The sequence below is a fragment of the Psychrobacter sp. CX10 genome, from assembly GCF_057621575.2.
The window spans coordinates 2,708,897-2,734,156 of sequence record NZ_CM177736.1 but is presented as its reverse complement, the minus strand read 5'-3'; the positions used below and the strand labels follow the sequence as shown (position 1 = coordinate 2,734,156).

The following is a 25,260-nucleotide window of genomic DNA, read 5'->3' as shown; positions in this document are numbered from 1 at the left end:
GACTTTCCAAAATTTTGTAGATTATGGATACCCTAAATTCATCTTAAGGAAAACCCATGAAAACGTTAACCCTTCCGCTCGCCTTAATCGCAGTGACGTGTCTCGGCGGTATCAGCTACGCTAGCACCTATCCAACTGGTGTTTTCTCAGGCAAATTTGGTGACGGTAAAGCGACCCTATTTATAGACTCTGTCTCTAATGGCAACGTTCGGGGCAGCAGTTTATACAAACATAATAAACGCCCCTTAAATGGCACTATTAAGGCAGAAGGTAATTTTTGGCGACTGACGTTAAATGAACCTGCTACTCAGATAGGAGATGGACAATTTGATATGATGACCAATAAGAATAGTCCAGATCTGTTAATAGGAACTTGGAAAGTTTTTCCTAAAACCGATACGGCCTCTGGTTTATCAGCCAAAAGTTTTAATCTTAAACAAAAAGAATGTGGCTATAAAAATTATAAGGGTCATTATAGTGAGGCTTCAAATCGTTTGTTAACAGATGAAGAGTTGTTTACCAGTCCTTCAGATCTAGATTATATGCGTAATGAGATTTATGCTCGCCACGGCTATTCATTTAACTCTACTGAATGGGCCAATACATTCGCTAAGGAAGATTGGTATGTGCCTTGTTATACCAATGTGGACAATAAATTAACCAGTATTGAAAAAAAGAATATTGAAAACATAAAAGCAATGCATAAATATATGGTTGCTAATCCAAGTACTTGGGGGCGTTAGAGAGTCTCACTCCTTTGACTGATAAAGTTTATAATTACAAAATTTAGGATTAGCGGGAGGATAATTTGAAAGGATTTAAACGTCGGTTCGGGGTTCTGTTTGCAGCTGCGTTGTTGTCACTGTCAGCAATGGCTATAAATTTTTCGGAAACACAGGAGTTGGCCAATCAAGGTGATGCATCTGCTCAATATAATCTAGGTGTGATGTATGACAACGGTCTAGGCGTACGGCAAGATTATACCAAGGCTATTGAGTGGTACAACAAAGCCGCTAACCAAGGTGATGCGGATGCTCAATTTAATCTAGGTCAAATGTATAGAAAAGGCCAAGGTGTTCGACAGGATTATACCAAGGCCGTTGCGTGGTACAATAAAGCGGCCAACCAAGGTGTTTCTAAAGCTCAGTTAAATTTGGGCTATATGTACGACAATGGTCAAGGTGTACGGCAAGATTATACCAAGGCATTTGAATGGTACAGCAAAGCCGCTAAACAAAGTGATGCGGATGCTCAACATAATCTAGGTGTGATGTACTACCAAGGTGAAGGCGTACGACAAGATTATGCCAAAGCTATAGAATGGTACATCAAAGCCGCTAATCAAGGTCATGCACCTGCTCAGTATAATCTTGGTTTGATGTACGACCAAGGTGAAGGTGTACAGCAAGATGATGCCAAGGCTATTGAGTGGTACAGCAAAGCCGCTAATCAAGGTCTTGCGTATGCTCAATATAATTTAGGCATGATGTACTACAACGGTCAAGGCGTACGGCAAAGTTATCACACTGCTAAAGAGTGGTTTGGCAAAGCTTGTGATAACGGTGATCAAGATGGTTGCGATAAATATAAAGTCCAAAATACTAGAGGTTTTTAGCCTATATATAGGGATTTTGAAAGAAGTCTATTGACATCAAAAAAAAGCACCCAATCGGGTGCTTTTTAGTTCTAAACCGACCTACCTCCTAGGGTGAATCAAATAGGGGTTTAGTGCAAGGAAGGTGAGCGCAAATTGCACATCAAGTGCATTAAGCGAACCTGACACCACAATAAATGCCTATTTGGATCAACCTCTACTCCCACTCAATCGTGGCAGGCGGCTTGCTCGATACGTCATAGGTGACTCGGGAGACGTCAGCAATTTCATTCATGATGCGGTTGCTGACCGTCTCGATGAGTTCGTACGGCAGATGAGCAAAGCGGGCGGTCATAAAGTCGACGGTTTCGACCGCACGTAGCGCAATCACCCACGCATAGCGACGCCCGTCACCGACTACGCCAACGGATTTGACGGGGGTAAATACCGCAAAGGCTTGCGCCGTTTTTTCATACCAACCAGAGCGCTCAAGCTCTTGCATAAAGATGGCATCGGCTTGACGCAGGATATCGGCGTATTCCTTTTTGACTTCACCCAAGATACGCACCCCAAGTCCAGGACCTGGGAAGGGATGACGATAAATCATCTTGTGCGGTAAGCCCAAGGCAATACCCAACTTGCGAACTTCATCTTTGAACAGGTCACGTAATGGCTCAACCAATTCAAACGCCAAATCGTCAGGTAATCCGCCTACGTTATGATGGCTCTTAATCACGTGTGCCTTGCCTTGGTGGGACTTGGCAGATTCAATAACATCAGGGTAAATCGTCCCTTGCGCCAAGAACTCAACAGGCTTGCCATCGCTACCTTGACTCACATCACGTGCAGCATCGGCGAAGACATCGATAAAGGTCTTGCCGATGATTTTGCGTTTGGCTTCAGGATCCGCCTCGCCCGCTAAGGCATCTAAGAAGCGGTCTTCAGCATCGACACGCACCACTTTGACGCCCATATTCTCTGCGAAGACTTGCATCACTTGATCGCCTTCGTGCAGACGCAGTAAGCCGTTATCCACGAACACACAGGTAAGCTGGTCGCCAATGGCTTTGTGCAATAGCGCCGCAACCACGGAGCTGTCGACGCCGCCTGATAATCCTAATAATACTTGCTTGTCGCCAATTTCTTCTTTGAGCTGTGCTACTCGCATGTCGATGATGTTATCGGGCGTCCAATCGCCAGCACAGCCACTAATGTTGTGCACGAAGCGCGATAGTATTTCTTGCCCCTGCAAAGTGTGAGTCACCTCGGGGTGAAACTGAATGCCATAATAATGCTTATCTTCGTTCGCCATCACTGCCACTGGGCAACTGGGGGTATTCGCGACCACATCAAAGCCATCTGGTGCACGGGTGACTTTATCACCATGACTCATCCATACATCCAAATGCTGTACGTGTTCACCGCTATGAATGTCGTCATCTAGTCCATCAAGCAATTGACTTTTACCCGTCACTTCAATGGTTGCCGCACCAAATTCTTGCTTGGCGCTCGGTTGAACCTCACCACCAAAGTGGTCTGCCATCGCTTGCATACCGTAGCAAATACCGAGTATTGGCACCTGTAGGTCAAACACGGTTTGGTTAATCTGTGGAGCGTCGTCACCGTGTACACTTTCGGGCCCGCCAGATAAGATTATCCCCTTTGCATCGAAGTCTTTGATGCGGCCTGCATCGATGTCGTAAGGGTACATTTCACAAAACACACCAGCTTCACGTACGCGTCGGGCTATCAGCTGACTGTACTGTGAGCCGTAGTCGATGATTAAAATTCGGTCTTGTTTGATGGTGGGTGCATCGTTGCTCAATGAATTGCTCATGATGTCGTCCAAGTTTAGAGTCAAGTTAAGAAGTGGGTTTATTAAATGGGTATAGGGTAATGCATATAGGTTGACGAAAAAAGGGTTTTGAAAAATAAGCTACTGAAAAATAAGGTGCTAGATATGGGTATGAAACAGTGGTGCGTCGCTTGTCATAATTTAACGCCTATTTTAACAAGATTAGACCGAAGTGTGGGTGCTGTATTTGAAACAATGCCTATTAATTGTCGGTTATTTTTCCATTTAATATCTATTTAGGACAGTGGTGGAATACAGTTTCGCAACTATAAGTATTGATCGACACATCACTGCTAAAAAATAGTTATTTATATTGCTTATATTAAAAACTATCAGTAATATGAATTGACAGTTGCAATTTATACCAAATCTGAAAGTTGATACTGGATCAGCTTTAATATGGTTTTGATTTGGTCCTAGCAAGTTTTAGATGCGTGGCTTGACCAATTGTGGCGTCATCAAATTCACCTATTAACGATTTACTTATAACAAATGGACAGGTTATATCACATGAGCAAACTTGCATCTTTATTTGGTAATACGGCCAAAACCAGCCCCAACGATAATTCTGTAGACGCTGATGATTTTTTAGCAAATGCTAAAAACGGTAACACGCCCATGCAAGAGACACGCTGGAATGGGTGGGGCAACGTTAATATCACTAAAAAAGTCTCACCGCATGGGGCTAAGCTCATCAAATCCCATATTGGTAAAACTAAAAAACTGTCCTCGGTAACCCTAAACAAAGTCATCAGCCATGTACCCGACTCACGCCTGCCAAATGCGGTAAAACAATTAGATATAGTCACAATAGATAAAGAGACGCGTGTACGCCATGCGCGCGGGCAAAGCTTTCCTGATTGGATAGCCATGCACAGTGGTGATTTTGGTCAATTTCCTGATGGGGTTGCCCTACCTACCTCTACCCAAGAGGTTGAAAGGTTATTAATGCTTGCCAGTGAGCATGATCTTATTGTGATTCCTTTTGGTGGCGGGACTTCGGTGGCAGGACACATCAACCCACCAAAAGACGCCCGCCCTGTGCTGACCATTACCATGCATTTGATGGACAGACTCATTAAGTTAGATACTGAGAGTCAAATAGCAACCTTCGGTGCTGGCGCTCAAGGCCCTACGGTAGAGGCTCAGTTGGACACGCATGGCTACCGTTTGGGTCATTATCCCCAATCGTGGGAGCTGTCGACACTCGGCGGCTGGATTGCGGCGCGTTCAAGTGGGCAGCAGTCTTTAGGGTATGGCCGTATTGAGCAAATGTTTGCCGGTGGTACGCTAGTGACGCCGCAAGGTACCCTTGAGATACCAGATATTCCTGCCTCTTCGGCAGGTCCTGACTTGCGTGAGATGATGATGGGCACTGAGGGGCGAGTGGGTATATTTACTGAGGTAAAAATGCGAGTGCAGCTGCAGCCTGAGGAAGAGGTCTTTAAAGTGGTGTTTTTGCCCAGTTGGGATGCGGGCCAAGCCGTATTAAGACATGCCGTGCAAAAAAACATTGCCTTATCTATGCTGCGTTTAAGTAATGCTAAAGAGACGGACGCGCATCTACATTTAGGCACCACCCGTAGCCAATTTCTAGCCTTAAGTACTTACCTTAAAACCCGTGGTCTTGACTCGAATAAAGTGATGTTAACCTATGGGGTTAGCGGAGACAAAGCACAAAACAAGTTAGCTCTCAGCCAATTTAAACAGCTGCTTAAACAATATAATGGCGTGAGTGGTAAGCTGACAGATGTTATGGGCTCAATCTGGGCACATGGCCGTTTTAAATTTCCTTATTTGCGCGGCACGTTGTGGCAAAAAGGCATCATGGTAGATACCTTTGAAACGTCTATTAATTGGACAGATATTGATACGCAAATGGCGCAAATGGAGGCGGGCGTTCGAGACTCGTTGATAGATGAGGGCGAACAGGTCATGGCTTTTACCCATGTCTCGCATGTTTATAAACAAGGTGCGAGTCTTTATACCACCTACTTTTTTAGAGCGGCTAAAGATTATGCCACAACCTTAAAACGGTGGCAAAAGATCAAACATGCCGCAAGCAGTAGCGTCGCAAATGGCAAAGCCACTATTTCACATCAACATGGTGTGGGCCGTGACCATGCGCCGTATCTAAAAGCAGAAAAAGGGGAGCTTGGCTTACAAGTGACTCGCGACATGATTTGCAGCTTAGATCCAGACGAGCGTATGAACCCAGGCGCCTTATTAATTAAAAAGCACCTTTATTAATAAGCACCTTTATTAAAAGCTACTTGAGTAAAAAACTTCTAAATTAAGAATTCATTAAGATTTCCTACTCTTAACCTATTAGCATTTGCTGTAGGCCGGTGCTTTTGGCCCAGCTAAATAACAAATTTTATGATGGTTGATGGGCTAAATGTTCAGCCTATGTCAAGAGTTGGGATTGGGTTTAAGATAGAAGATTATGCCCTATTCCCCGTAATCATTTTTAAGCGTTATAAAGAGACAGTTATGACTCATACCCAGCACCGTCAGCAATCTCTAGCGCCACTTAACCGCTCTGAACCTTGGGATTTATTGATAATTGGTGGCGGTATTACGGGTGCAGGCATTGCTCGCGAGGCGGCTAAGCGTGGTTTGGATGTCATAGTGGTTGAACAAAAAGACTTTGCTTGGGGTACGTCAAGTCGCTCCAGTAAAATGGTACATGGCGGACTGCGCTATATTGCCTCAGGCGATTATAAAACTACCCTACATAGTGTGCGCGAGCGTGAGCGAATGCTCAAAGAGGCAGACGGTTTGGTCAATGAAATGCACTATGTGATGCCGCACTATAAAGGCAAATTTCCGCCACCGTGGATGTTTAATACGTTGCTGCGGGTCTACGACAAGCTGGCAGGCAAACGCTACTTTACCTATTTTAAAAAGAATGCCTTTTTACCCCTAAATCCTGGTATTAAAGAGGACAAACTTTTGGGCGCAAGTCAGTTTAGTGATGCGGTGACAGATGATTCCCGATTGGTAATGCGCGTGCTAGATGAAGCCATTAATGATGGAGCCCATGCCATCAACTATTTAAAAGCAGACGCGTTACTAAAAAATAATCAAGGCCATGTGGTGGGCGCTACCTTAGTCGATACGGCCAGTCATCCTGATGATGCAGCAGGACGTACAGATACTTATGATGTCTATGCCAAAGTTGTGGTCAGTGCAACTGGCGCATGGGCGGACGATTTGCGTCTTGAGGCCACTGACGATACCAACATACAAAGTCAAATTCGCCCCTCTCGTGGCAGTCATTTGGTCGTCAGTCAAGACCGCCTTCCAATTAAACAAGCCTACACCTTATTACACCCTGTTGATAAAAGAGCGCTGTTTGTATATCCGTGGGAGAAACGTACTGTGATCGGCACCACCGACTTAGACCATCCCCCACTGGACGAACAAGAGGTGGGCATCACCAATGAAGAAGTGGATTATTTACTATTAGCGATGAATGGATTGTTTGACCACGCCAAGCTAAGCCGCGAAGATGTCATTAGCACGTGGGCAGGCGTACGGCCACTCATCTCAGACAGTGGCAATGGCAAACGTGTTGATCCCAGTAAAGAAAAACGCGACCACAGTGTGTGGCTAGACAACAATCTAGTGACAGTGAGCGGCGGCAAATTAACCACGTTTCGGCTTATCGCCCTTGATGTCCTCAAGATATGTGAGCAGGTATTGCCGATAGACAATACCAGTATTGATGATGCTATTTTTACCAATCCTACTCCCACTGATCCTAAGTTTGCGACGCTGTCGCCAGATTTACAACGCCGTTTGCAAGGCTTTTATGGGCGTCAAGTAGACACGTTATTGCACATGGCAGATAGCAAAGAGCTTGTGCCCATAATGGATACCAATACCTTTGATACAAATACTTTTGATACCAATACGCTTTGGGCTGAGGTTAGATATGCTGCGCGCTATGAGCAAGTGATACATTTAGATGACTTGTTACTGCGCCGAACGCGTTTAGGACTGGTGTTGTCAAACGGGGGTATCATCCCTGAAGTGGTCGATACTTTAAAAATCATTTGCCAGCAAGAGCTTGGCTGGAATGATAAGATGTGGCAGCAAGAGTTAACACGCTATCAGCAGTTATGGCAGCGCTACTATCATCTACCTTCTAATTAAAACTAAAACCTAAATCAAGACTAAAACTATGACCTTTTCAAACACTTTAGCTTTTATTTTTAGCTTTTATTTTTAGCTTTTATTTTTAGCTTTTATTTTTAGCTTTTATTTTTAGCTATTATTTCTAGCTATTTGTTTCTAGCTATTTGTTTTTAGGCTTTCATTGTTTAGGTTTTATAGCGGCACGATGTTAATGATCGCTTATGTAGAATTCAAAACCCTTGAAGATTTTTAAAACGCTAAAGGATTAAAAAGCGTTTAAGTATTAGAAGGTTTTGAAAATAATCGTAGTTTTAATCACTCAATGGACTGAGCGGTATTTCAATATGAGCAAGCACCCTACCCCAATTTATTTTTTAGCCATCGACAATGGGACACAAAGCGTGCGAGCGCTTATTTTTGATCAATTTGGTACCGAGATTGCCAAAGCCCGTATTCCCCTCGACCCTTATTTTTCGACGCAGCCAGGCTATGCCGAACAACATGCAGAGTATTACTGGAAAACGCTTAGCGAGGCCTGCCAGCAGCTTTGGCAAACCAGTGGCATTTGCCCTGAACAAATTGCAGGCGTTAGCCTTGCTACTCAGCGCTATACGATGATATGTCTTGATGACAACAAACAGCCGCTACGACCTGCTATTGTATGGATGGACATGCGCCATGGTAAAGCCAATGATATTGGTATGCTAGACCCGCTTACCAAGCTCGTTGGCATGGGGCAATTGGTAAAAGACGCACAGCAAAAGGCACGCTGCAACTGGCTATCTCATCATGAGCCTGAGATATGGGCTAAAACTGCGCATTATGTAAATTTGTCTGCTTATCTCACCTATCAGCTAACGGGCAAACTTATGGATTCTACAGGGCATGCCCTTGGTTATTTGCCCTATGATTACAAAGCTCAAAAATGGATGAAGCCAAGCAATATCAAATGGCGGCTGTTTAGTTGCCGGCTTAAACAGATGCCAGACCTAGTAGAACCAGGGCAGCTTATGGGGCACATCTCAGCGAGCGCGACCAACGCCACAGGCATTATTGAGGGTACGCCTATGATTGCCGCAGCAAGCGACAAAGCTTGTGAAGCACTAGGCTCAGCAGGGCTTGATGAAAACACAGCGTGCTTGAGCTTTGGCACCACCGCCACCATCAACACCACCTCATCTAACTATGTCGAAGTGCTAAAGCATATGCCATCGTACACAGCGGCAGTGCCGAATCACTACAATCATGAATACATGATATATCGCGGTTTTTGGATGGTGAGCTGGTTTAAAGAGCAGTTTGCGCATTACGAAAGCCAGCTTGCTAAGACGCAAGGCATTGATACCGAGCATTTATTAGATCAAGCCGTGCAAGATATTCCAGCAGGTTGTATGGGGCTTATGTTACAGCCCTATTGGTCGCCCGGCGTTCGTCATCCGGGTATAGAAGGCAAAGGGGCGCTGATTGGCTTTGGCGATGTGCATACCCGCGCCCATGTGTACCGCGCTATACTGGAGGGCTTAGCTTATGAGCTCAAGCTTGGCTTTGATACGATAGAAAAACGCACACGCAAGCCCATCAAGCATCTGCGTGTGTCAGGCGGCGGCTCCCAAAGCGATGCAGCCATGCAGCTGACCGCTGATATATTTGGCATGTCAGCATATCGTCCCCATACTTTTGAGGCCTCAGGCTTAGGTGCTGCCATCAACTGCGCTGTGGGTTTAGGCATCTATCCTGACTACACCACTGCCTGTGACGCCATGACGCATTTGGGTGATGAATTTATACCCATTGCGGATAACGTTGAGCTATACAAACGCTTATATCATGAAGTCTATCTTAAAATGTATGATCGGTTGCAGCCCTTATATCAAAGTATTCAAGACATCACCGGCTACCCAGCAAAGTAGCTTACGCACTCTAATTCTTATTATAGTAGTCAATATAATGGGGGTCGATATAACAGTCACTGATATATCAATGACTGATTTAAGTTGCTGATTTGGGCTATTTTGAGATAGGCTGTTGTTAAAACACAATGTGAACCCAAGGTTTGACCATGAAAATTGCTAGTTTAGTTATTTTTTTTATCACCGTCACCATTATCAACTATCTACTTAATAGATTCCTCAATCTCGGTCACGATATGTCTTATATCTTAATCCTAAGTGTCATCACCACTTTATTGTTTTACCTCATGTCATTTATCAGACGACGACGTTCTAAATAAGCGCATTTTCCATATAAGTACATTTTCCATATAAGTACATTGTCTAAATAAGTGCATTTTGCCATTTATGAGCAGCATGACTGTGGCTCTTGATACCATTTGCACCATTAGAGTTTGGTTATGTTAATATACGTCGCAGCATTAAGTTTTATTAAAAACTCACAATTGCTAACCAATCCACTAACAAATCAGGAGCGGAATGATGACGACCTCTAGCGGTGACAACAATCGTCACCCATCTAAACCAAATGCTGATACAAGAGCGGATACTAAAGCTGCCTCACAAGAATACTTGCCAGACTACATAAGAACCAATGCAAGACATCACAAACCTCCTCATTTGGGTACCTTTAGCGTTGACATGGATATGAGTCAACGTCGTCCTGATCATGAGCCTGATACCAGTATTGATAAATTCACCTTCGGCATGGTGCTTTTCATACTTATTGCCATCTGTATTCCGCTGATCTACTATCCAGATCAAGGTAAAGAATGGGTAAACATTGCCCGTACCTTTGTTACCACCAACTTTGGTGTGGCTTACTTGGCCTTTGGTGTGATCGCTTCCATGTTTGTTGTTTATATTATATTTTCAGACATTGGTAAGATTAAACTAGGCCGTCCTGAAGACACGCCCGAATTTGCTGATAGCTCGTGGGCGGCGATGCTATTTTGTGGGGGTATTGGTGCCAGTATTTTGTATTGGGGTTTGATTGAGTGGGCATATTATTACCAAGGTCCACCTTTTCATCTAGAGCCAGGCTCACCTGATGCCATTCGCTGGGCGACCACTTACGGTATTTTTCACTGGGGACCCGTGGCTTGGGCCATTTATTTAGTGCCTGCGGTAGCCATTGCTTATTTTTATTATGTGCGCCAAACCCCTGTGTTAAAAGTTAGCCAAACGTTAATGCCATTATTGGGAGAAAAAATAGCCAATAGTAATTGGGCTAAGATGCTCGATGTGTTATTTGTATTTGGTATGGTAGGCGGCGGCGCGACTACGCTAGGTCTAGCCTCTCCGCTTATTAACGAAGGTTTATACAACCTCTTTGGTCTACCGCGTAATATCACCATGCAATTGGTGGTGTTATTAGTCACCACCTTGATCTTTGCTTATAGTGCTTATCAAGGGCTTAAAGGCGGTATTCAAAAACTCTCTAACATTAACTTTTATTTAGCCGTTGTCTTACTGGCATTTATTTTGATTGTCGGTCCGACAGTATTTATTTTAAATACAGGGCTTGAGGCAATTGGTCGTTCATTAACCGAAATGCCGCGTATGATGACTTATATCGAGCCCTTCAAAGACTATCCAGAATTAGGCTTTGAGCACACCACCTTCCCGCAAGACTGGACGGTATTCTACTGGGCATGGTGGCTAGTATTTGCGCCCACGATTGGTCTATTTATTGCCAAAATCTCTCGTGGTCGTACCATTCGCAATATGGTTGTTGGTTCTATGTTCTACGGATCATTAGGCTGCGCTATTTTCATGATTATTCTTGGTAATTATGGTCTGTATTTACAGATGAATGGCGAAGTTGACGTCGTAGGTATTCTAAACAATGAGACAGCAACAGCGGCAATTTTTGCGATTTTGAACAGCTTACCTATGTCCTATGCGGTGGTTGCTGTGTTTACTTTCTTAGCGATAATCTTTACCGCTACCACGTTCGACTCAATTTCATACATTCTAGCGTCGGTGGTACAAGTAGAAGTGGACGATGAGCCACATCGCTGGAACCGTTTGTTCTGGGCCTTTACACTGTGTCTATTGCCTGCTATTTTGATGTTCTTAGGCGATTTATCAACCCTGCAAACGGCTTCTATATTCGCAGGTGCACCGCTGATTATAATTTTATGTATGATGATGCTGTCTGTGATAAAAGCGGCTCGTTACGACTTGTATTATCAGCCTGATTATAACCTCAAAACCATTCATATTGAGGAGCTTGCAGACACTGCGCCATGGGAGATTGGTGAAACCTCCGATGCGCCAGAAGGTTCTGTGTTAGCACTACAAGAAGAGTGGGGGGATATGATTCGTGATGAAGAGGCCGAAGCGGCAGAAGAGCTTGATAAGCTGCATGCTAAAAAGCTTGATGATGACCATACATAAGTTATCTAATCAAAATAAATAGCAAAGAGGCTGGATTAATTAATCCAGCCTCTTTTTTTCGCTTTAACCACTGTCTACTAAGCATCGCCCAATGCTTGCTTTAAACGAGCCAGCCCCTCACGCAATATAGACTCTGGACATGCCACGTTAATACGCAGTTTTAAATGCCCTTCTTGTCCATATTGTATACCTGAGTTGAGATCTACCTTGGCGTCTCTTAGTTGGTTATATAACGCTTTGTCATCATCACCATACGCCGCACAATCTAACCAAATCAAATACGACGCTTCAGGACGCATTACCTTGATATCCGGCAAATGAGCCGCGAGATAATCAATAGTTAACTCTATATTTTTCTCAATATACGCAAGTACTTGCTCCAGCCACTCACTCCCGTGCTCATAAGCGCTTTGCATCACTGTATAAGCAAATAAATTTAACTCAAATTCATCATTGAGCTTTTGATGATTATGAATCTGTTTTATCAGCGCCTTATCTTTAGCAAAGATAAGTGAGCCTTTAATACCGGCGATATTAAAAGTTTTGGTCATCGAGGTTAAACTTACGGTCATATGCTCATAGCCTTTGGCGATATTTAAAAAGGGCGTAAACGTATGTCCTGTTAAGGTCAAATCTTGATGAATCTCATCACTCACAATAGCAACATGATATTTTTTACAGATTTCAAAAACAGCGGTTAACTCCTCCGCCGTCCATACCCGCCCGCCAGGGTTTTGGGGATTACACAACAAAAACACCTTCACCTTATGTTGTTTGATTTTGGCTTCCATATCTGCCAAATCAAAGGTGTATTTGCCCTGATCTTCTACCAGCGCCGACATAACTGCCTGACAACCGTTCAGCTTAGTTTTGGTCACGAAAGGCGCATATATAGGATCATTGATGAGTACTGCATCGCCCACTTCGGTAAACATATTTAGCATCAGCGCAATACTCGGCACCACCCCAGGTGAAAACAAAATCTCATCTTGAGTGAGCGACAACCCATAACGACTGCTGTGCCAGTTTATGATGGCCTCATACAGCGCCTCCGTTTGTTTGGTATACCCCAATATGCCGTGATCGACCACCTTTTGAATACTATCCAAAATAGGCTGAGCCGTCTTAAAATCCATATCCGCTACCCACAATGGAATGGTGTCATCTTCATAATGCCACTTGATTGAGCCGGTGTTACTGCGGTCAATCACTTCGTCAAAATTGTATTGCATGGTGTGGTTCTCGTATTTGGCGTAAGGGGTGTTCTTTTTATTTAAATGGTTGTCTTAGGTATTTGCATTTATCACGTTATCCCTTTAATCCAATGGCCGATTCGGACTGACCTCTGCATAAGTCTTACCCTCTGGTACAGTTACGCAATCGACTTTCTTTTGTGACTCAGTGGGTTTGCAATAGCCTAGAGTTAGATAATAGGTTTTATGCTCTCTTTCTGTACCAATTGGTACAGGGTTTAAATAGACCTTGCCCATATCCACATAGCGCTTTTCAGTATACGGTTTAGGTATAGACGCTAATCCTCCGTTTGCATACGACTTTATTTCATAGCCAAACTTACTTATTGAAAAGCTTGCACCGCCTACAGACATGACTTCTCGATGATTTGGCGTATTGACTGTATACTCATAAGTAACTGGCGGAACAGTAAAACGTCCCTGTCCATCTGTAGTATCAAAAGCTTCGTTGTCGATACCTACGTTTACACCCTTAATAGGCCGATTGGTCTGTTTATCGATTACTTGCCCTAAGATTTCTGGCGTTGCATAAATTACTTTTGTTTGACATCCTGTTAAGCTGGCTAGAGTAATAATACATATGATTAGATATGGCGTTCTATGCTTCATGTTATTCTTCTAATCCAACGGTTGATTTGAATTTGTATTTTATTAGTTTATATTAATTAGACGTTGAGCTATCTGCTCCTAAATATTGTCTTAAGCCATGCATGTAGACGTTCTAGCCAGCTTTTTTGTTCTTCAAAAGGGATGTCAGTACAGTAGTTAGTCACTTCATTTGAGTTTGGCGTAACTCTTCCAACATCGCCTTCTACTATTTTGTATCCTTTATCAGTCTGTGTTAAACAAAATTCTGATAAATAGTTGGTACCATTGATGACTTTATCCTCTATACCCAAAATCATTGATACATAATAATGGGTGTCAGGAAGAATGGCTTTTTCATTGGTTAAAGTCTCCATAGCCGATACGGGTAGACAAGTTTGTGGACTGTTAGGTATATCTAAATAGATATCGTTTAAATAAAAGAATGTCTCAGAACCTTTGGATACATTGAGATAAACTAACTTATTTTTGTCCTCTTCTACAGGTACCTCTCTATTATACTTAGCCAAATAAAAGCAGGGTTGATTGTCTTTAAGCGTGATATCTACTTGTCCATAATCAAGCTTTGACATGGCTTGAGTTACGACAGATATTGACAACATAGCTATAATCATGAATAACTTTTGAAATATATTTATCATAATCTGTTTACCGAGGCATAAATTTATGATAATAAAAGTCTGTAAACAATTTTCAAAATCTATTTACAACGATATATATTGCGGGTTAGGCCATAATATCTAAATTACGGGATGCTCTTTTAGATAGTTTTAAACAAGTTAATACTATTAAATAATTATATCTCAATCCTTGATTATAAAATGTGTTACTCAGATGATAACCGCTTCTCAATTTTTATGAGATTATTTTCGTAATAAATAAAACCTGGACATGCCACAACATTGTAATTTCCTTTAGGCTCCATACCTCTCAAACAAAATGCATATTCATTATTAATATTTAATAAATCATTAACGCTTTCATCTGAGCATATAGGTAATCCTCGATACTTTTCTTCTTTAGGTAAATTATCTTCCCATATAGGTATAAGTTCATTTTGGCTAATTAGATCTAGACTATAGAAAACATTAGATATCTCATCTAAATTATAAGGTTTAGATGAGATATTTGCTGTCGCAAAGTCGGGGTTAAAGCATAACTTATTATCTACATTTATAAAGAATTCTACATCAAGTCTAACAGGAATTTTGTGTGAAGGGTTACTGTATGCACATGACATACCTAAACCTACTCCAACCAATACTATTAAGTTATTCAAATAGTTTTTATACATCTAACTCAGCCTTTAAGAGTTGGGTAAATTATTTCTATTATTAGGATCATTTAAAAAGTCTGACAGGGTCAATAAGTAATTACATTTATAATTGCGATAACTATACCCAGACGAAGATACGGTACCCCTTACTTTCACTACAGGTAAACTCAAACAATAATAGGCAAAATAGTCAGCAATAATATCCCCTTGTTGCTCCATATTATAATCACAAAGTTTTTTACTGCTACTTAAAAAATAATTATAAGGATCACAACCTTCCATTTTACAATAAGGATGTAATAAAAGTCCTTTAGTTGCCACTGGATATCCTAACTGAGATTGCCAAACGTGAACCATTTCATGAATAAATAAATGTTTGTAACTATTAGACTCTTGTGAATAATCAGCTTTATAGTGCCCTTTGGGAAAATAAATCTCTCCATTTGGTGTCATTACCGTATACTCATATGTACTAGGCGGTACAGTGAATCGACCATATTTATCAGTGTAATCCTACATTTGACTATCGATGACAGCTTGAACACCTTCAATAGGCTGATTGGTCTCTTTATCAATCACTTGCCCTGATATTTCTGGTGTCGCGTAAATTACTTTTGTTTGACAGCCTGTTAAGCTGGCTACTGAAAGAGCAAATAAAGTAAGATAAATTGTTTTGATTATCATTTCACCCTTCTTAATCCAACGGCTGATTTGGAGTGACCTCTGCATAAGTCTTACCCTCAGGTACAGGGATACAATCAACCTCTCTTTGCGATTCAGTGGGTTTGCAGAAGTCTAGAGTTGAATAATGAGTTTCGTACTCACCTTCTTTGCCAACAGGTACAGGGTTTAAATAAACCTTGCCCATATTGACATAACTTTTTTCAGTGTATGGCTTTGGTATAAACGCCAATCCTCCATTTCTATATGATTTAATTTCGTAGCCAGACTTGTAAATTAGAAACCTCGACACACCTTCTGACATGACTTCTCGATGATTTGGTTCATTAACTGTATACTTATAAGTTATAGGCGGAACAGTAAAACGACCTTGTTGGTCAGTATAATCAAGGGCTGGACCGCCAATGACAGCTTGAACACCTTCAATAGGCTGATTGGTCTGCTTATCAATCACTTGCCCTGATATTTCTGGCGTTGCATAAATTACTTTAGTTTGACAGCCTGTTAAGCTGGCTAGTGTAATAATAAGTGTGGTTAGATATGGCGTTCTATGCTTCATGTTTTTCTTCTAATCCAACGGCTGATTGGGACTGACCTCTTCATAAGTCTTACCCTCAGGTACAGGGATACAATCAACCTCTTTTTGTGATTCAGTGGGTTTACAAAAACCTAGAGTTGGATAGTAAGTTTTGTACTCACCTTCTTTGCCAACAGGGACGGGGTTTAAATAAACCTTGCCCATATCGACATAGCTCTTTTCAGTATATTTTCTAGGTATAGACGCCAATCCTCCATTTGCATATGACTTTATTTCATAGCCTTGTTTATAGATCATAAAACTATAATTCCCATTAGACGTAAGTTCTTGATAGCTTGGTGCATTGACTCTATACTCATAAGTACTAGGCGGCACAGTGAATCGACCATATTTATCAGTATAGTCCAAAGCTTCATCATCAATCACGGTCTTTACCCCTTCAATAGGCCGATTGGTCTGTTTATCGATTACTTGCCCTGATATTTCTGGTGTCGCATAAATCACTTTTGTTTGACAACCTGTTAAGCTGGCTACTGAAATAATAAATGTGATTAGATATAGCGTTCTATGCTTCATGTTATCCCTTTAATCCAATGGCTGATTGGGACTGACCTCTGCATAAGTCTTACCCTCAGGTACAGGGATACAATCAACTTCCCTTTGCGATTCAGTAGGTTTGCAGAAGTCTAGAGTTGAATAATGAGTTTCGTACTCACCTTCTTTGCCAACAGGTACAGGGTTTAAATAGACCTTGCCCATATCAACATAGCGCTTTTCAGTATATGGTTTAGTCGAGTAAGGTTTAGCCAATCCCCCATTCCTATAGGATTTAATTTCATAGCCTTGTTTATAAATTAAAAACCTTGCCACTCCCATAGATCTTATTGTTTGATAGCCTGGAGATTTAACTGAATATTCAAAAGTACTAGGAGGTACCTTGAACTGACCATATTTATCAGTATAGTCCAAAGCCTCATTATCAATCACGGTCTTTACCCCTTCAATAGGCTGATTGGTCTGCTTATCAATCACTTGCCCTGATATTTCTGGTGTCGCATAAATCACTTTTGTCTGACAGCCTGTTAAGCTGGCTAGTAAAAGAGCAAATAAAGTAAGATAAATTGTTTTGGTTGTCATTTCACCCTTCTTAATCCAACGGCTGATTTGGAGTGACCTCTGCATAAGTTTTACCTTCAGGTACAGGGATACAATCAACCTCTTTTTGTGATTCAGTAGGTTTACAAAAATTTAATATTGAGTAGTGCGTTTCGTACTCACCTTCTTTGCCAACAGGTACAGGGTTTAAATAGACCTTGCCCATATCAACATAGCGCTTTTCAGTATATGGTTTAGTCGAGTAAGGTTTAGCCAATCCCCCATTCCTATAGGATTTAATTTCATAGCCTTGTTTATAAATCAAGAAACTTGAGACTCTATTAGACATAAGTTCTTGATGGCTTGGTGCATTGAACTTATACTCATATGTACTAGGCGGTACAGTGAATCGACCATATTTATCAGTGTAATCTAACGCTTGACTATCGATGACAGCTTGAACACCTTCAATAGGCTGATTGGTCTGCTTATCGATTACTTGCCCTGATATTTCTGGTGTCGCATAAATCACTTTTGTTTGACAGCCTGTTAAACTGGCTACTGAAAGGGCAAATAAAGTAAGATAAATTGTTTTGGTTATCATTTCACCCTTCTTAATCCAATGGCCGATTCGGAGTGACCTCTGCATAAGTCTTACCCTCAGGTACAGGGATACAATCAACCTCTTTTTGTGATTCAGTGGGTTTGCAAAATTCTAGAATTGGATAAAAAGTTTCGTACTCACCTTCTTTGCCAACAGGGACGGGGTTTAAATAGATCTTGCCCATATCGACATAGCGCTTTTCAGTATATGGTTTAGTTGAGTAAGGTTTAGCCAATCCTCCGTTTGCATATGACTTTATTTCATAGCCTTGTTTATAGATCATAAAACTAGCATCTCCAATAGATATAACTTCCCGATGGTTTGGTGTATTGATTGTATACTTGTAAGTTATTGGAGGCACAATAAAATGACCTTGTTTGTTGGTATAGTCAAGGGCAGGACCACCAATAACGGTCTTTACCCCTTCAATAGGCAGATTGGTCTGCTTATCAATCACTTGTCCTGATATTTCTGGTGTCGCATAAATCACTTTTGTTTGACAACCTGTTAAGCTGGCTAGAGTAATAATACATATAATTAGATATGGCGTTCTATACTTCATTTTATCCCTTTAATCCAACGGCCGATTCGGAGTGACCTCTGCATAAGTCTTACCCTCCGGTACAGGGATACAATCAACCTCTCTTTGTGATTCAGTGGGTTTGCAGAAGTCTAGAGTTGAATAATGAGTTTCGTACTCACCTTCTTTGCCAACAGGGACAGGGTTTAAATAGACCTTGCCCATATCGACATAGCTCTTTTCAGTATATTTTCTAGGTATAGACGCTAATCCTCCGTTTGCATACGACTTTATTTCATAACCTTGTTTATAAATATCGAAACTTGCCACTCCTCTAGACATAACTTCTCGGTGATTTGGTTCATTAATGGTATACTTATAAGTTATAGGTGGTACCGTAAAACGACCTTGTTGGTCAGTATAATCAAGGGCTGGACCACCAATGACGGTTTTTACCCCTTCAATAGGCTGATTGGTCTGTTTATCGATTACTTGTCCTGAGATTTCTGGCGTCGCATAAATCACTTTTGTTTGACAGCCTGTTAAGCTGGCTAGAGTAATAATAAGCGTAATTAGATATAGCGTTCTATGCTTCATATTTTTCTTCTAATCCAACGGCTGATTGGGACTGACCTCTTCATAAGTCTTACCCTCAGGGACAGGGATACAATCAACCTCTCTTTGCGATTCAGTGGGTTTGCAGAAGTCTAGAGTTGAATAATGAGTTTCGTACTCACCTTCTTTGCCAACAGGTACAGGGTTTAAATAAACCTTGCCCATATTGACATAACTTTTTTCAGTGTATGGCTTTGGTATAAACGCCAATCCTCCATTTCTATATGATTTAATTTCGTAGCCAGACTTGTAAATTAGAAACCTCGACACACCTTCTGACATGACTTCTCGATGATTTGGTTCATTAACTGTATACTTATAAGTTATAGGCGGAACAGTAAAACGACCTTGTTGGTCAGTATAATCAAGGGCTGGACCGCCAATGACAGCTTGAACACCTTCAATAGGCTGATTGGTCTGCTTATCGATTACTTGCCCTGATATTTCTGGTGTCGCATACATCACTTTTGTTTGACAGCCTGTTAAGCTAGCTACTGAAAGAGCAAATAAAGTGAGATAAATTGTTTTGGTTGTCATTTCATCCTTCTTAATGCAATGGCTGATTCGGACTCACTTCTTCATAAGTTTTACCCTCAGGTACAGGGATACAATCAACCTCTTTTTGTGATTCAGTGGGTTTGCAAAAGTCTAGAGTTAGATAATAAGTTTCGTACTCACCTTCCTTGCCAACAGGTACAGGGTTTAAATAGACCTTGCCCATATCGACATAGCTCTTTTCAGTATATTTTCTAGGTATAGACGCCAATCCTCCATTTGCATATGACTTTATTTCATAGCCTTGTTTATAGATCATAAAACTATAATTCCCATTAGACGTAAGTTCTTGATAGCTTGGTGCATTGACTCTATACTCATAAGTACTAGGCGGCACAGTGAATCGACCATATTTATCAGTATAGTCCAAAGCTTCATCATCAATCACGGTCTTTACCCCTTCAATAGGCCGATTGGTCTGTTTATCGATTACTTGCCCTGATATTTCTGGTGTCGCATACATCACTTTTGTTTGACAACCTGTTAAGCTGGCTACTGAAATAATAAATGTGATTAGATATAGCGTTCTATGCTTCATGTAATTCCCCTAATCCAATGGCCGATTCGGACTGACCTCTTCATAAGTCTTACCCTCAGGTACAGGAATACAATCAACCTCTCTTTGTGATTCAGTGGGTTTGCAGAAGTCTAGAGTTGAATAATGAGTTTCGTACTCACCTTCTTTGCCAACAGGTACAGGGTTTAAATAGACCTTGCCCATATCCACATAGCGCTTTTCAGTATACAGTTTAGGTATAGACGCCAATCTTCCATTGGCATATGACTTTATTTCATAACCTGACTTATAAATAGTAAAACTTGCTCCTCCCATAGATCTCACTTGCCGATGGTTTGGTGTATTGATTGTATACTCGTAAGTTATTGGAGGTACCGTAAAACGACCTTGTTGGTCTGTATAATCAAGGGCAGGACCACCAATAACGGTTGTTACCCCTTCAATAGGCTGATTGGTCTGCTTATCGATTACTTGTCCTGAGATTTCTGGTGTCGCATAAATCACTTTTGTTTGACAGCCTGTTAAACTGGCTACTGAAAGGGCAAATAAAGTGAGATAAATCGTTTTGGTTGTCATTTCACCCTTCTTAATGCAACGGTTGATTTGGACTGACCTCTGCATACGTCTTACCCTCAGGTACAGGGATACAATCAACCTCTCTTTGCGATTCAGTAGGTTTACAGAAGTCTAGAGTTAGATAATAAGTTTCGTACTCACCTTCTTTGCCAACAGGGACAGGGTTTAAATAGACCTTGCCCATATCGACATAGCGCTTTTCGGTATATGGTTTAGTTGAGTAAGGTTTAGCCAATCCTCCGTTTGCATATGACTTTATTCCATAGCCTTGTTTATAGATCATAAAACTAGCACCGCCTACAGACATGACTTCTCGATGATTTGGTGTATTGACTGTATACTCGTAAGTACTAGGCGGCACAGTGAATCGACCATATTTATCAGTATAGTCCAAAGCCTCATTATCAATCACGGTCTTTACCCCTTCAATAGGCTGATTGGTCTGCTTATCAATCACTTGCCCTGATATTTCTGGTGTCGCATAAATCACTTTTGTTTGACAGGCCGTTAAGCTGGCTACAGAAAGGCCAAATAAAGTGAGATAAATTGTTTTGGTTGTCATTTCACCCTTCTTAATCCAATGGCCGATTCGGACTCACTTCTTCATAAGTTTTACCCTCAGGTACAGGAATACAATCAACCTCTCTTTGTGATTCAGTAGGTTTGCAAAAATTTAATATTGAGTAGTGCGTTTTGTACTCACCTTCTTTGCCAATAGGGACGGGGTTTAAATAAACCTTGCCCATATCGACATAGCGCTTTTCAGTATATGGTTTAGTCGAGTAAGGTTTAGCCAATCCCCCATTCCTATAGGATTTAATTTCATAGCCTTGTTTATAAATTAAAAACCTTGCCACTCCCATAGATCTTATTGTTTGATAGTCTGGAGATCTAACTGAATATTCAAAAGTACTAGGAGGTACCTTGAACTGACCATTACTATCAGTATAGTCCAAAGCCTCATTATTAATCACGGTCGTTACCCCTTCAATAGGCTGATTGGTCCCTTTATCAATCACTTGTCCCGTGATTTCTGGTGTCGCATAAATTACTTTTGTTTGACAGCCTGTTAAACTGGCTAGTGTAATAATAAGTGTGGTTAGATATGCCGTTTTATGCTTCATATTATCCCTTTAATCCAATGGCCGATTCGGAGTGACCTCTGCATAAGTCTTACCCTCAGGTACAGGGATACAATCAACCTCTTTTTGTGATTCAGTGGGTTTGCAAAAGTCTAGAGTTGGATAATGAGTTTCGTACTCACCTTCTTTGCCAACAGGTACAGGGTTCAGATAAATTTGTCCTATATCAATAGATGTTTTCTTAATAAAAGACATGGGTAAAGAGCCTAATTCACTAATTACATAGGATTTCTCTTCATATCCTAATTTGTTAAATACTAACTTAGCATCTCTCATAGCAGTCATTTCTTGGTGACTTGGTATATTGAGCGTATACTTTATTGTAATAGCTGGTACCGTAAAGCTACCTTGAGCGTCAGTAGTATCAAATTGTTTATTGTTTATACTTGCGTTTACTTTCATAATAGGCTGATTGGTCTGCTTATCAATCACTTGCCCTGATATTTCTGGTGTCGCATAAATCACTTTAGATTGACAAGCCGTTAAACTGGCTACTGAAAGGGCAAATAAAGTAAGATAAATTGTTTTGGTTGTCATTTCACCCTTCTTAATCCAACGGCTGATTTGGAGTGACCTCTGCATAAGTCTTACCCTCAGGTACAGGAATACAATCAACCTCTCTTTGTGATTCAGTGGGTTTGCAAAAGTCTAGAGTTGGATAATAAGTTTTGTACTCACCTTCTTTGCCAACAGGTACAGGATTTAAATAGACCTTGCCCATACCCACATAGCGCTTTTCGGTATATGGTTTAGTCGAGTAAGGTTTAGCTAATCCTCCGTTTGCATATGACTTTATTTCATAACCTTGTTTATAGATCATAAAACTTGCTCCTCCTTTAGCCATAGTTAGTCTATGGTTTGGTTTACTGAATATGTATTCAGAAGTAATTGGTGGTACTGAAAAACGTCCTTGTTCATTAGTATAGTCAAGGGCTGGGCCTCCAATAACGGTCTTTACCCCTTCAATAGGCCGATTGGTCTGCTGATCAATCACTTGCCCTGATATTTCTGGCGTTGCATAAATTACTTTTGTTTGACAGCCTGTTAAGCTGGCTAGTGTAATAATAAATGTGATTAGATATGGCGTTCTATGCTTCATGTTATCCCTTTAATCCATTGGCTGATTGGGACTGACTTCTGCATAAGTCTTACCCTCAGGCACAGGGATACAATCAACCTCTTTTTGTGATTCAGTGGGTTTGCAAAAATCTAGAGTTAGATAGTAAGTTTTGTACTCACCTTCTTTGCCAACAGGGACAGGGTTTAAATAGACCTTGCCCATATTTACATAAATTTTTTCAGTATATGGCTTATTAGGTGTAAATGACAATCCTCCATTGGCATATGACTTTATTTCATAACCTTGTTTATAAATCAAGAAACTAGCATCTCCAATAGATCTAACTTCCTGATGGTTTGGTGTATTGATTGTATACTCGTAAGTTATGGGTGGTACCGTAAAACGACCTTGTTGGTCAGTATAATCAAGGGCTGGACCACCAATGACAGCTTGAACACCTTCAATAGGCTGATTGGTCTGCTTATCGATTACTTGCCCTGATATTTCTGGCGTTGCATAAATCACTTTTGTTTGACAACCTGTTGTGCTGGCCAATAAAATTAAAAGTAAAGTTGGATAAAACGTTCTCATATTCATACTAATCTTCCTCAAGTCTAGAGACCCATAACAAGCCTTTTACATCATCTTCATTTGCAACTACACGTTCGTAAAAATCTGGCGGTTTACGGTTACCTGCATATTTATTTAAATCCAGTTCGCCAGTGGTAGGATAGTTATAATCACCATTAATATTTTGCCAAAGGGTAGAACTGCCTTCATGAGTCAATGACTCCCAAGCGCCTCTATAGTCCCAAACGATTGAATGCCCCATTTCATGAGCAAATGTCCCTCTAAAGCGATTATCGGCTTTTGCTTCAGAGTCATAAGCCCAAATTGAACCATACTTAATATAACCTACGTTATAAAAAACGTTTCTAAAAATAGGGAAACTGTTTGAACGTCCCCATTCATTATTGGTATTAAAGGTCACTTTGGCTTGTGGTAGTGCGTTTTGGTCAGTAATGACTGTATTAACGAATACCTCATAGGAGACCCCATTAACAGTGATACTGGGTGTGATTAAGGTATGTGTCGTACTATTACGACTCCAATATTTATTCATCCCGGCGATGACCAAATCGCGTAACTGCTGATTGGTTTTTGTTTGTCTTTTTAATATTGGAATACTGTTTTTGTACTCGGGCGCACTTTGTATTTCAGCGATAGTACGGGCATTAGGATTGATGCCCTCAACTTGTATATTTGGATCAATATTTACCCTCATAGTCACATCAATTCGTTTTTTACTTCTATCAATGACCACATCTGCCCATTTCTCATCTTTAAACTCTGTTTCAATCTCATAGGTATGCTCGTCAGTGCCACCTGATGCATTCACCCCTTGTACCTTAATGGCAGGACGGTTGTTTTTATCGGTAAACCATCGGCTGTCGTAAATATCGTTGATAAATCCATCCCACTCAATCTCAACCGTTTGACCTGCGTTAAATGTATCGGTGCGCTCCTCAATCACATCGCTTAAGCCACTACCGCCTAAGACGGTTAATTTGCTATATGAGCCTTGTTTTATCTTAATTTCGATAGTGAACTTACTGTGTTTTAAACCCTCAGCTTCAGGCTCACCAAATTTGGGCACGCCTAACGGTACAAACTCGTTTTTATAAAGCGACACATCTTTAATCTCAAGGGCGGGCGACGCCTCTTTATCTGTATTAAAAAAGTCACTAAAATTAGACTTATTAAACTGCAAAGGCTCAATACCGCCAACCTCAAAGTCAGAGAATGCAAACGACTGCTGAATCGCAATGAGTTTTGCACCGCAACTGGTGACATCACCGTGTCTTGATATGGGTTGACCATCCACAATAAAGGTCGGATCACCCGTAATGATAGTCGTGACCTTTTTACATTTCTTGCAGATGACTTTATCGCCTTTTCGAGCGATGGGTATACCATTATGAGTGGAATGGGGTGAGCCTGAGATAACGGTACCGCCATGCGTGGTTTTTGCACCGACTGTGATGTAGGCTGCCATAATTATCACCGTTTGACTTTAGTTGTTAAGGTATCGTTTAAAGATTAATATTAACATTAAACGTATTTAAATAGGCTAGGATTCATTAATTTTTAAGTAATATTAATATATTAGAACAGATTATCCTATCACTTAGTTATGGCGGTAATGGCTATTTTATATGACGCACCCTATCAAGCCTCCTACAAACACTCAGAAGCTAAGCCAAAACTAAGCTATCAC

General features: G+C 41.1%; 28 protein-coding genes. 6 read left to right on the top strand and 22 right to left on the bottom strand.

The genetic code is table 11. The features are described 5' to 3' along the window. Window positions 1–56: 56 nt before the first annotated feature. The gene (locus AC21OH_RS11075; protein ID WP_487369899.1) at window positions 57–743 is read left to right on the top strand and encodes a YARHG domain-containing protein; all 687 of its coding nucleotides are present in this window, start codon (window positions 57–59) and stop codon (window positions 741–743) included. 65 nt (window positions 744–808) lie between these two features. Continuing rightward, the gene (locus AC21OH_RS11070) at window positions 809–1,615 is read left to right on the top strand and encodes a tetratricopeptide repeat protein (protein WP_487369900.1); all 807 of its coding nucleotides are present in this window, start codon (window positions 809–811) and stop codon (window positions 1,613–1,615) included. 196 nt (window positions 1,616–1,811) lie between these two features. On the opposite strand, the gene guaA is transcribed toward AC21OH_RS11070, so the two are convergent. Then, a complete protein-coding gene (guaA, locus tag AC21OH_RS11065; RefSeq protein ID WP_487369902.1) occupies window positions 1,812–3,431 on the bottom strand; it encodes a glutamine-hydrolyzing GMP synthase in 1,620 nt (539 codons plus the stop codon). Between the two features lie 528 nt (window positions 3,432–3,959). Between guaA and AC21OH_RS11060 the strand changes: the two genes are divergently transcribed. The 4 genes from AC21OH_RS11060 to AC21OH_RS11045 all read left to right on the top strand — a co-directional run bounded on the left by AC21OH_RS11060 (window position 3,960) and on the right by AC21OH_RS11045 (window position 11,944). Further along, a complete protein-coding gene (locus AC21OH_RS11060) occupies window positions 3,960–5,699 on the top strand; it encodes an FAD-binding oxidoreductase (protein ID WP_487369903.1) in 1,740 nt (579 codons plus the stop codon). A gap of 243 nt (window positions 5,700–5,942) precedes the next feature. Continuing rightward, entirely contained in the window at window positions 5,943–7,610 is a 1,668-nt protein-coding gene (locus AC21OH_RS11055) for a glycerol-3-phosphate dehydrogenase/oxidase (protein ID WP_487369904.1), read from the top strand. 326 nt (window positions 7,611–7,936) lie between these two features. Further along, entirely contained in the window at window positions 7,937–9,502 is a 1,566-nt protein-coding gene (locus AC21OH_RS11050; protein WP_487369906.1) for an FGGY-family carbohydrate kinase, read from the top strand. Between the two features lie 519 nt (window positions 9,503–10,021). Then, the gene (locus AC21OH_RS11045) at window positions 10,022–11,944 is read left to right on the top strand and encodes a BCCT family transporter (protein WP_487369908.1); all 1,923 of its coding nucleotides are present in this window, start codon (window positions 10,022–10,024) and stop codon (window positions 11,942–11,944) included. Window positions 11,945–12,021: 77 nt separating this feature from the next. On the opposite strand, the gene AC21OH_RS11040 is transcribed toward AC21OH_RS11045, so the two are convergent. The 21 genes from AC21OH_RS11040 to AC21OH_RS10940 all read right to left on the bottom strand — a co-directional run bounded on the left by AC21OH_RS11040 (window position 12,022) and on the right by AC21OH_RS10940 (window position 25,038). After that, window positions 12,022–13,176 carry a MalY/PatB family protein gene (locus AC21OH_RS11040; RefSeq protein WP_487369909.1) on the bottom strand — a complete coding sequence of 385 codons (1,155 nt, stop codon included), beginning with the start codon at window positions 13,174–13,176 and terminating at the stop codon, window positions 12,022–12,024. Between the two features lie 84 nt (window positions 13,177–13,260). Beyond that, window positions 13,261–13,806, bottom strand: coding sequence for a carboxypeptidase-like regulatory domain-containing protein (locus AC21OH_RS11035; RefSeq protein WP_487369910.1), 546 nt, complete (start codon window positions 13,804–13,806; stop codon window positions 13,261–13,263). Between the two features lie 68 nt (window positions 13,807–13,874). Then, window positions 13,875–14,405, bottom strand: a complete 531-nt coding sequence (locus AC21OH_RS11030) for a hypothetical protein (RefSeq protein ID WP_491139725.1) — start codon at window positions 14,403–14,405, stop codon at window positions 13,875–13,877. Window positions 14,406–14,629: 224 nt separating this feature from the next. Then, window positions 14,630–15,097 (bottom strand): hypothetical protein, encoded by a 468-nt coding sequence (locus AC21OH_RS11025; protein ID WP_487369913.1) that lies wholly within the window; start codon window positions 15,095–15,097, stop codon window positions 14,630–14,632. A gap of 12 nt (window positions 15,098–15,109) precedes the next feature. Next, a complete protein-coding gene (locus AC21OH_RS11020; RefSeq protein ID WP_487369915.1) occupies window positions 15,110–15,532 on the bottom strand; it encodes a hypothetical protein in 423 nt (140 codons plus the stop codon). A gap of 60 nt (window positions 15,533–15,592) precedes the next feature. After that, window positions 15,593–15,763: a hypothetical protein gene (locus AC21OH_RS11015; RefSeq protein ID WP_487369918.1), complete on the bottom strand. Its 171-nt coding sequence runs from the start codon at window positions 15,761–15,763 to the stop codon at window positions 15,593–15,595. A 10-nt stretch (window positions 15,764–15,773) separates the two neighbouring features. Continuing rightward, the gene (locus AC21OH_RS11010; RefSeq protein WP_491139721.1) at window positions 15,774–16,319 is read right to left on the bottom strand and encodes a peptidase associated/transthyretin-like domain-containing protein; all 546 of its coding nucleotides are present in this window, start codon (window positions 16,317–16,319) and stop codon (window positions 15,774–15,776) included. 9 nt (window positions 16,320–16,328) lie between these two features. Further along, the gene (locus AC21OH_RS11005) at window positions 16,329–16,874 is read right to left on the bottom strand and encodes a carboxypeptidase-like regulatory domain-containing protein (protein ID WP_491139719.1); all 546 of its coding nucleotides are present in this window, start codon (window positions 16,872–16,874) and stop codon (window positions 16,329–16,331) included. 9 nt (window positions 16,875–16,883) lie between these two features. After that, on the bottom strand, window positions 16,884–17,435 hold the full coding sequence (locus AC21OH_RS11000; protein WP_491139717.1) for a peptidase associated/transthyretin-like domain-containing protein: 552 nt from the start codon (window positions 17,433–17,435) through the stop codon (window positions 16,884–16,886). 10 nt (window positions 17,436–17,445) lie between these two features. Next, window positions 17,446–17,997 (bottom strand): peptidase associated/transthyretin-like domain-containing protein, encoded by a 552-nt coding sequence (locus tag AC21OH_RS10995; protein ID WP_491139715.1) that lies wholly within the window; start codon window positions 17,995–17,997, stop codon window positions 17,446–17,448. Between the two features lie 10 nt (window positions 17,998–18,007). Next, entirely contained in the window at window positions 18,008–18,559 is a 552-nt protein-coding gene (locus AC21OH_RS10990; protein WP_487371707.1) for a peptidase associated/transthyretin-like domain-containing protein, read from the bottom strand. A gap of 9 nt (window positions 18,560–18,568) precedes the next feature. After that, entirely contained in the window at window positions 18,569–19,114 is a 546-nt protein-coding gene (locus AC21OH_RS10985; RefSeq protein WP_487371706.1) for a peptidase associated/transthyretin-like domain-containing protein, read from the bottom strand. A 9-nt stretch (window positions 19,115–19,123) separates the two neighbouring features. Further along, complete coding sequence (locus tag AC21OH_RS10980) at window positions 19,124–19,669, bottom strand: peptidase associated/transthyretin-like domain-containing protein (protein WP_491139713.1); 546 nt, start codon at window positions 19,667–19,669, stop codon at window positions 19,124–19,126. 10 nt (window positions 19,670–19,679) lie between these two features. After that, the gene (locus AC21OH_RS10975; protein WP_487371701.1) at window positions 19,680–20,225 is read right to left on the bottom strand and encodes a carboxypeptidase-like regulatory domain-containing protein; all 546 of its coding nucleotides are present in this window, start codon (window positions 20,223–20,225) and stop codon (window positions 19,680–19,682) included. A 9-nt stretch (window positions 20,226–20,234) separates the two neighbouring features. Beyond that, complete coding sequence (locus tag AC21OH_RS10970) at window positions 20,235–20,780, bottom strand: peptidase associated/transthyretin-like domain-containing protein (protein ID WP_487371700.1); 546 nt, start codon at window positions 20,778–20,780, stop codon at window positions 20,235–20,237. Window positions 20,781–20,790: 10 nt separating this feature from the next. After that, a complete protein-coding gene (locus AC21OH_RS10965; protein ID WP_491139710.1) occupies window positions 20,791–21,342 on the bottom strand; it encodes a peptidase associated/transthyretin-like domain-containing protein in 552 nt (183 codons plus the stop codon). Window positions 21,343–21,352: 10 nt separating this feature from the next. After that, window positions 21,353–21,904: a peptidase associated/transthyretin-like domain-containing protein gene (locus AC21OH_RS10960; protein WP_491139708.1), complete on the bottom strand. Its 552-nt coding sequence runs from the start codon at window positions 21,902–21,904 to the stop codon at window positions 21,353–21,355. 9 nt (window positions 21,905–21,913) lie between these two features. Beyond that, window positions 21,914–22,459: a peptidase associated/transthyretin-like domain-containing protein gene (locus AC21OH_RS10955; protein WP_487371404.1), complete on the bottom strand. Its 546-nt coding sequence runs from the start codon at window positions 22,457–22,459 to the stop codon at window positions 21,914–21,916. A 10-nt stretch (window positions 22,460–22,469) separates the two neighbouring features. Further along, window positions 22,470–23,021: a peptidase associated/transthyretin-like domain-containing protein gene (locus AC21OH_RS10950; protein WP_487371405.1), complete on the bottom strand. Its 552-nt coding sequence runs from the start codon at window positions 23,019–23,021 to the stop codon at window positions 22,470–22,472. Window positions 23,022–23,030: 9 nt separating this feature from the next. Continuing rightward, a complete protein-coding gene (locus tag AC21OH_RS10945; RefSeq protein WP_487371406.1) occupies window positions 23,031–23,579 on the bottom strand; it encodes a peptidase associated/transthyretin-like domain-containing protein in 549 nt (182 codons plus the stop codon). A 1-nt stretch (window position 23,580) separates the two neighbouring features. Beyond that, window positions 23,581–25,038: a PAAR domain-containing protein gene (locus AC21OH_RS10940; RefSeq protein ID WP_487371407.1), complete on the bottom strand. Its 1,458-nt coding sequence runs from the start codon at window positions 25,036–25,038 to the stop codon at window positions 23,581–23,583. Window positions 25,039–25,260: the final 222 nt, after the last annotated feature.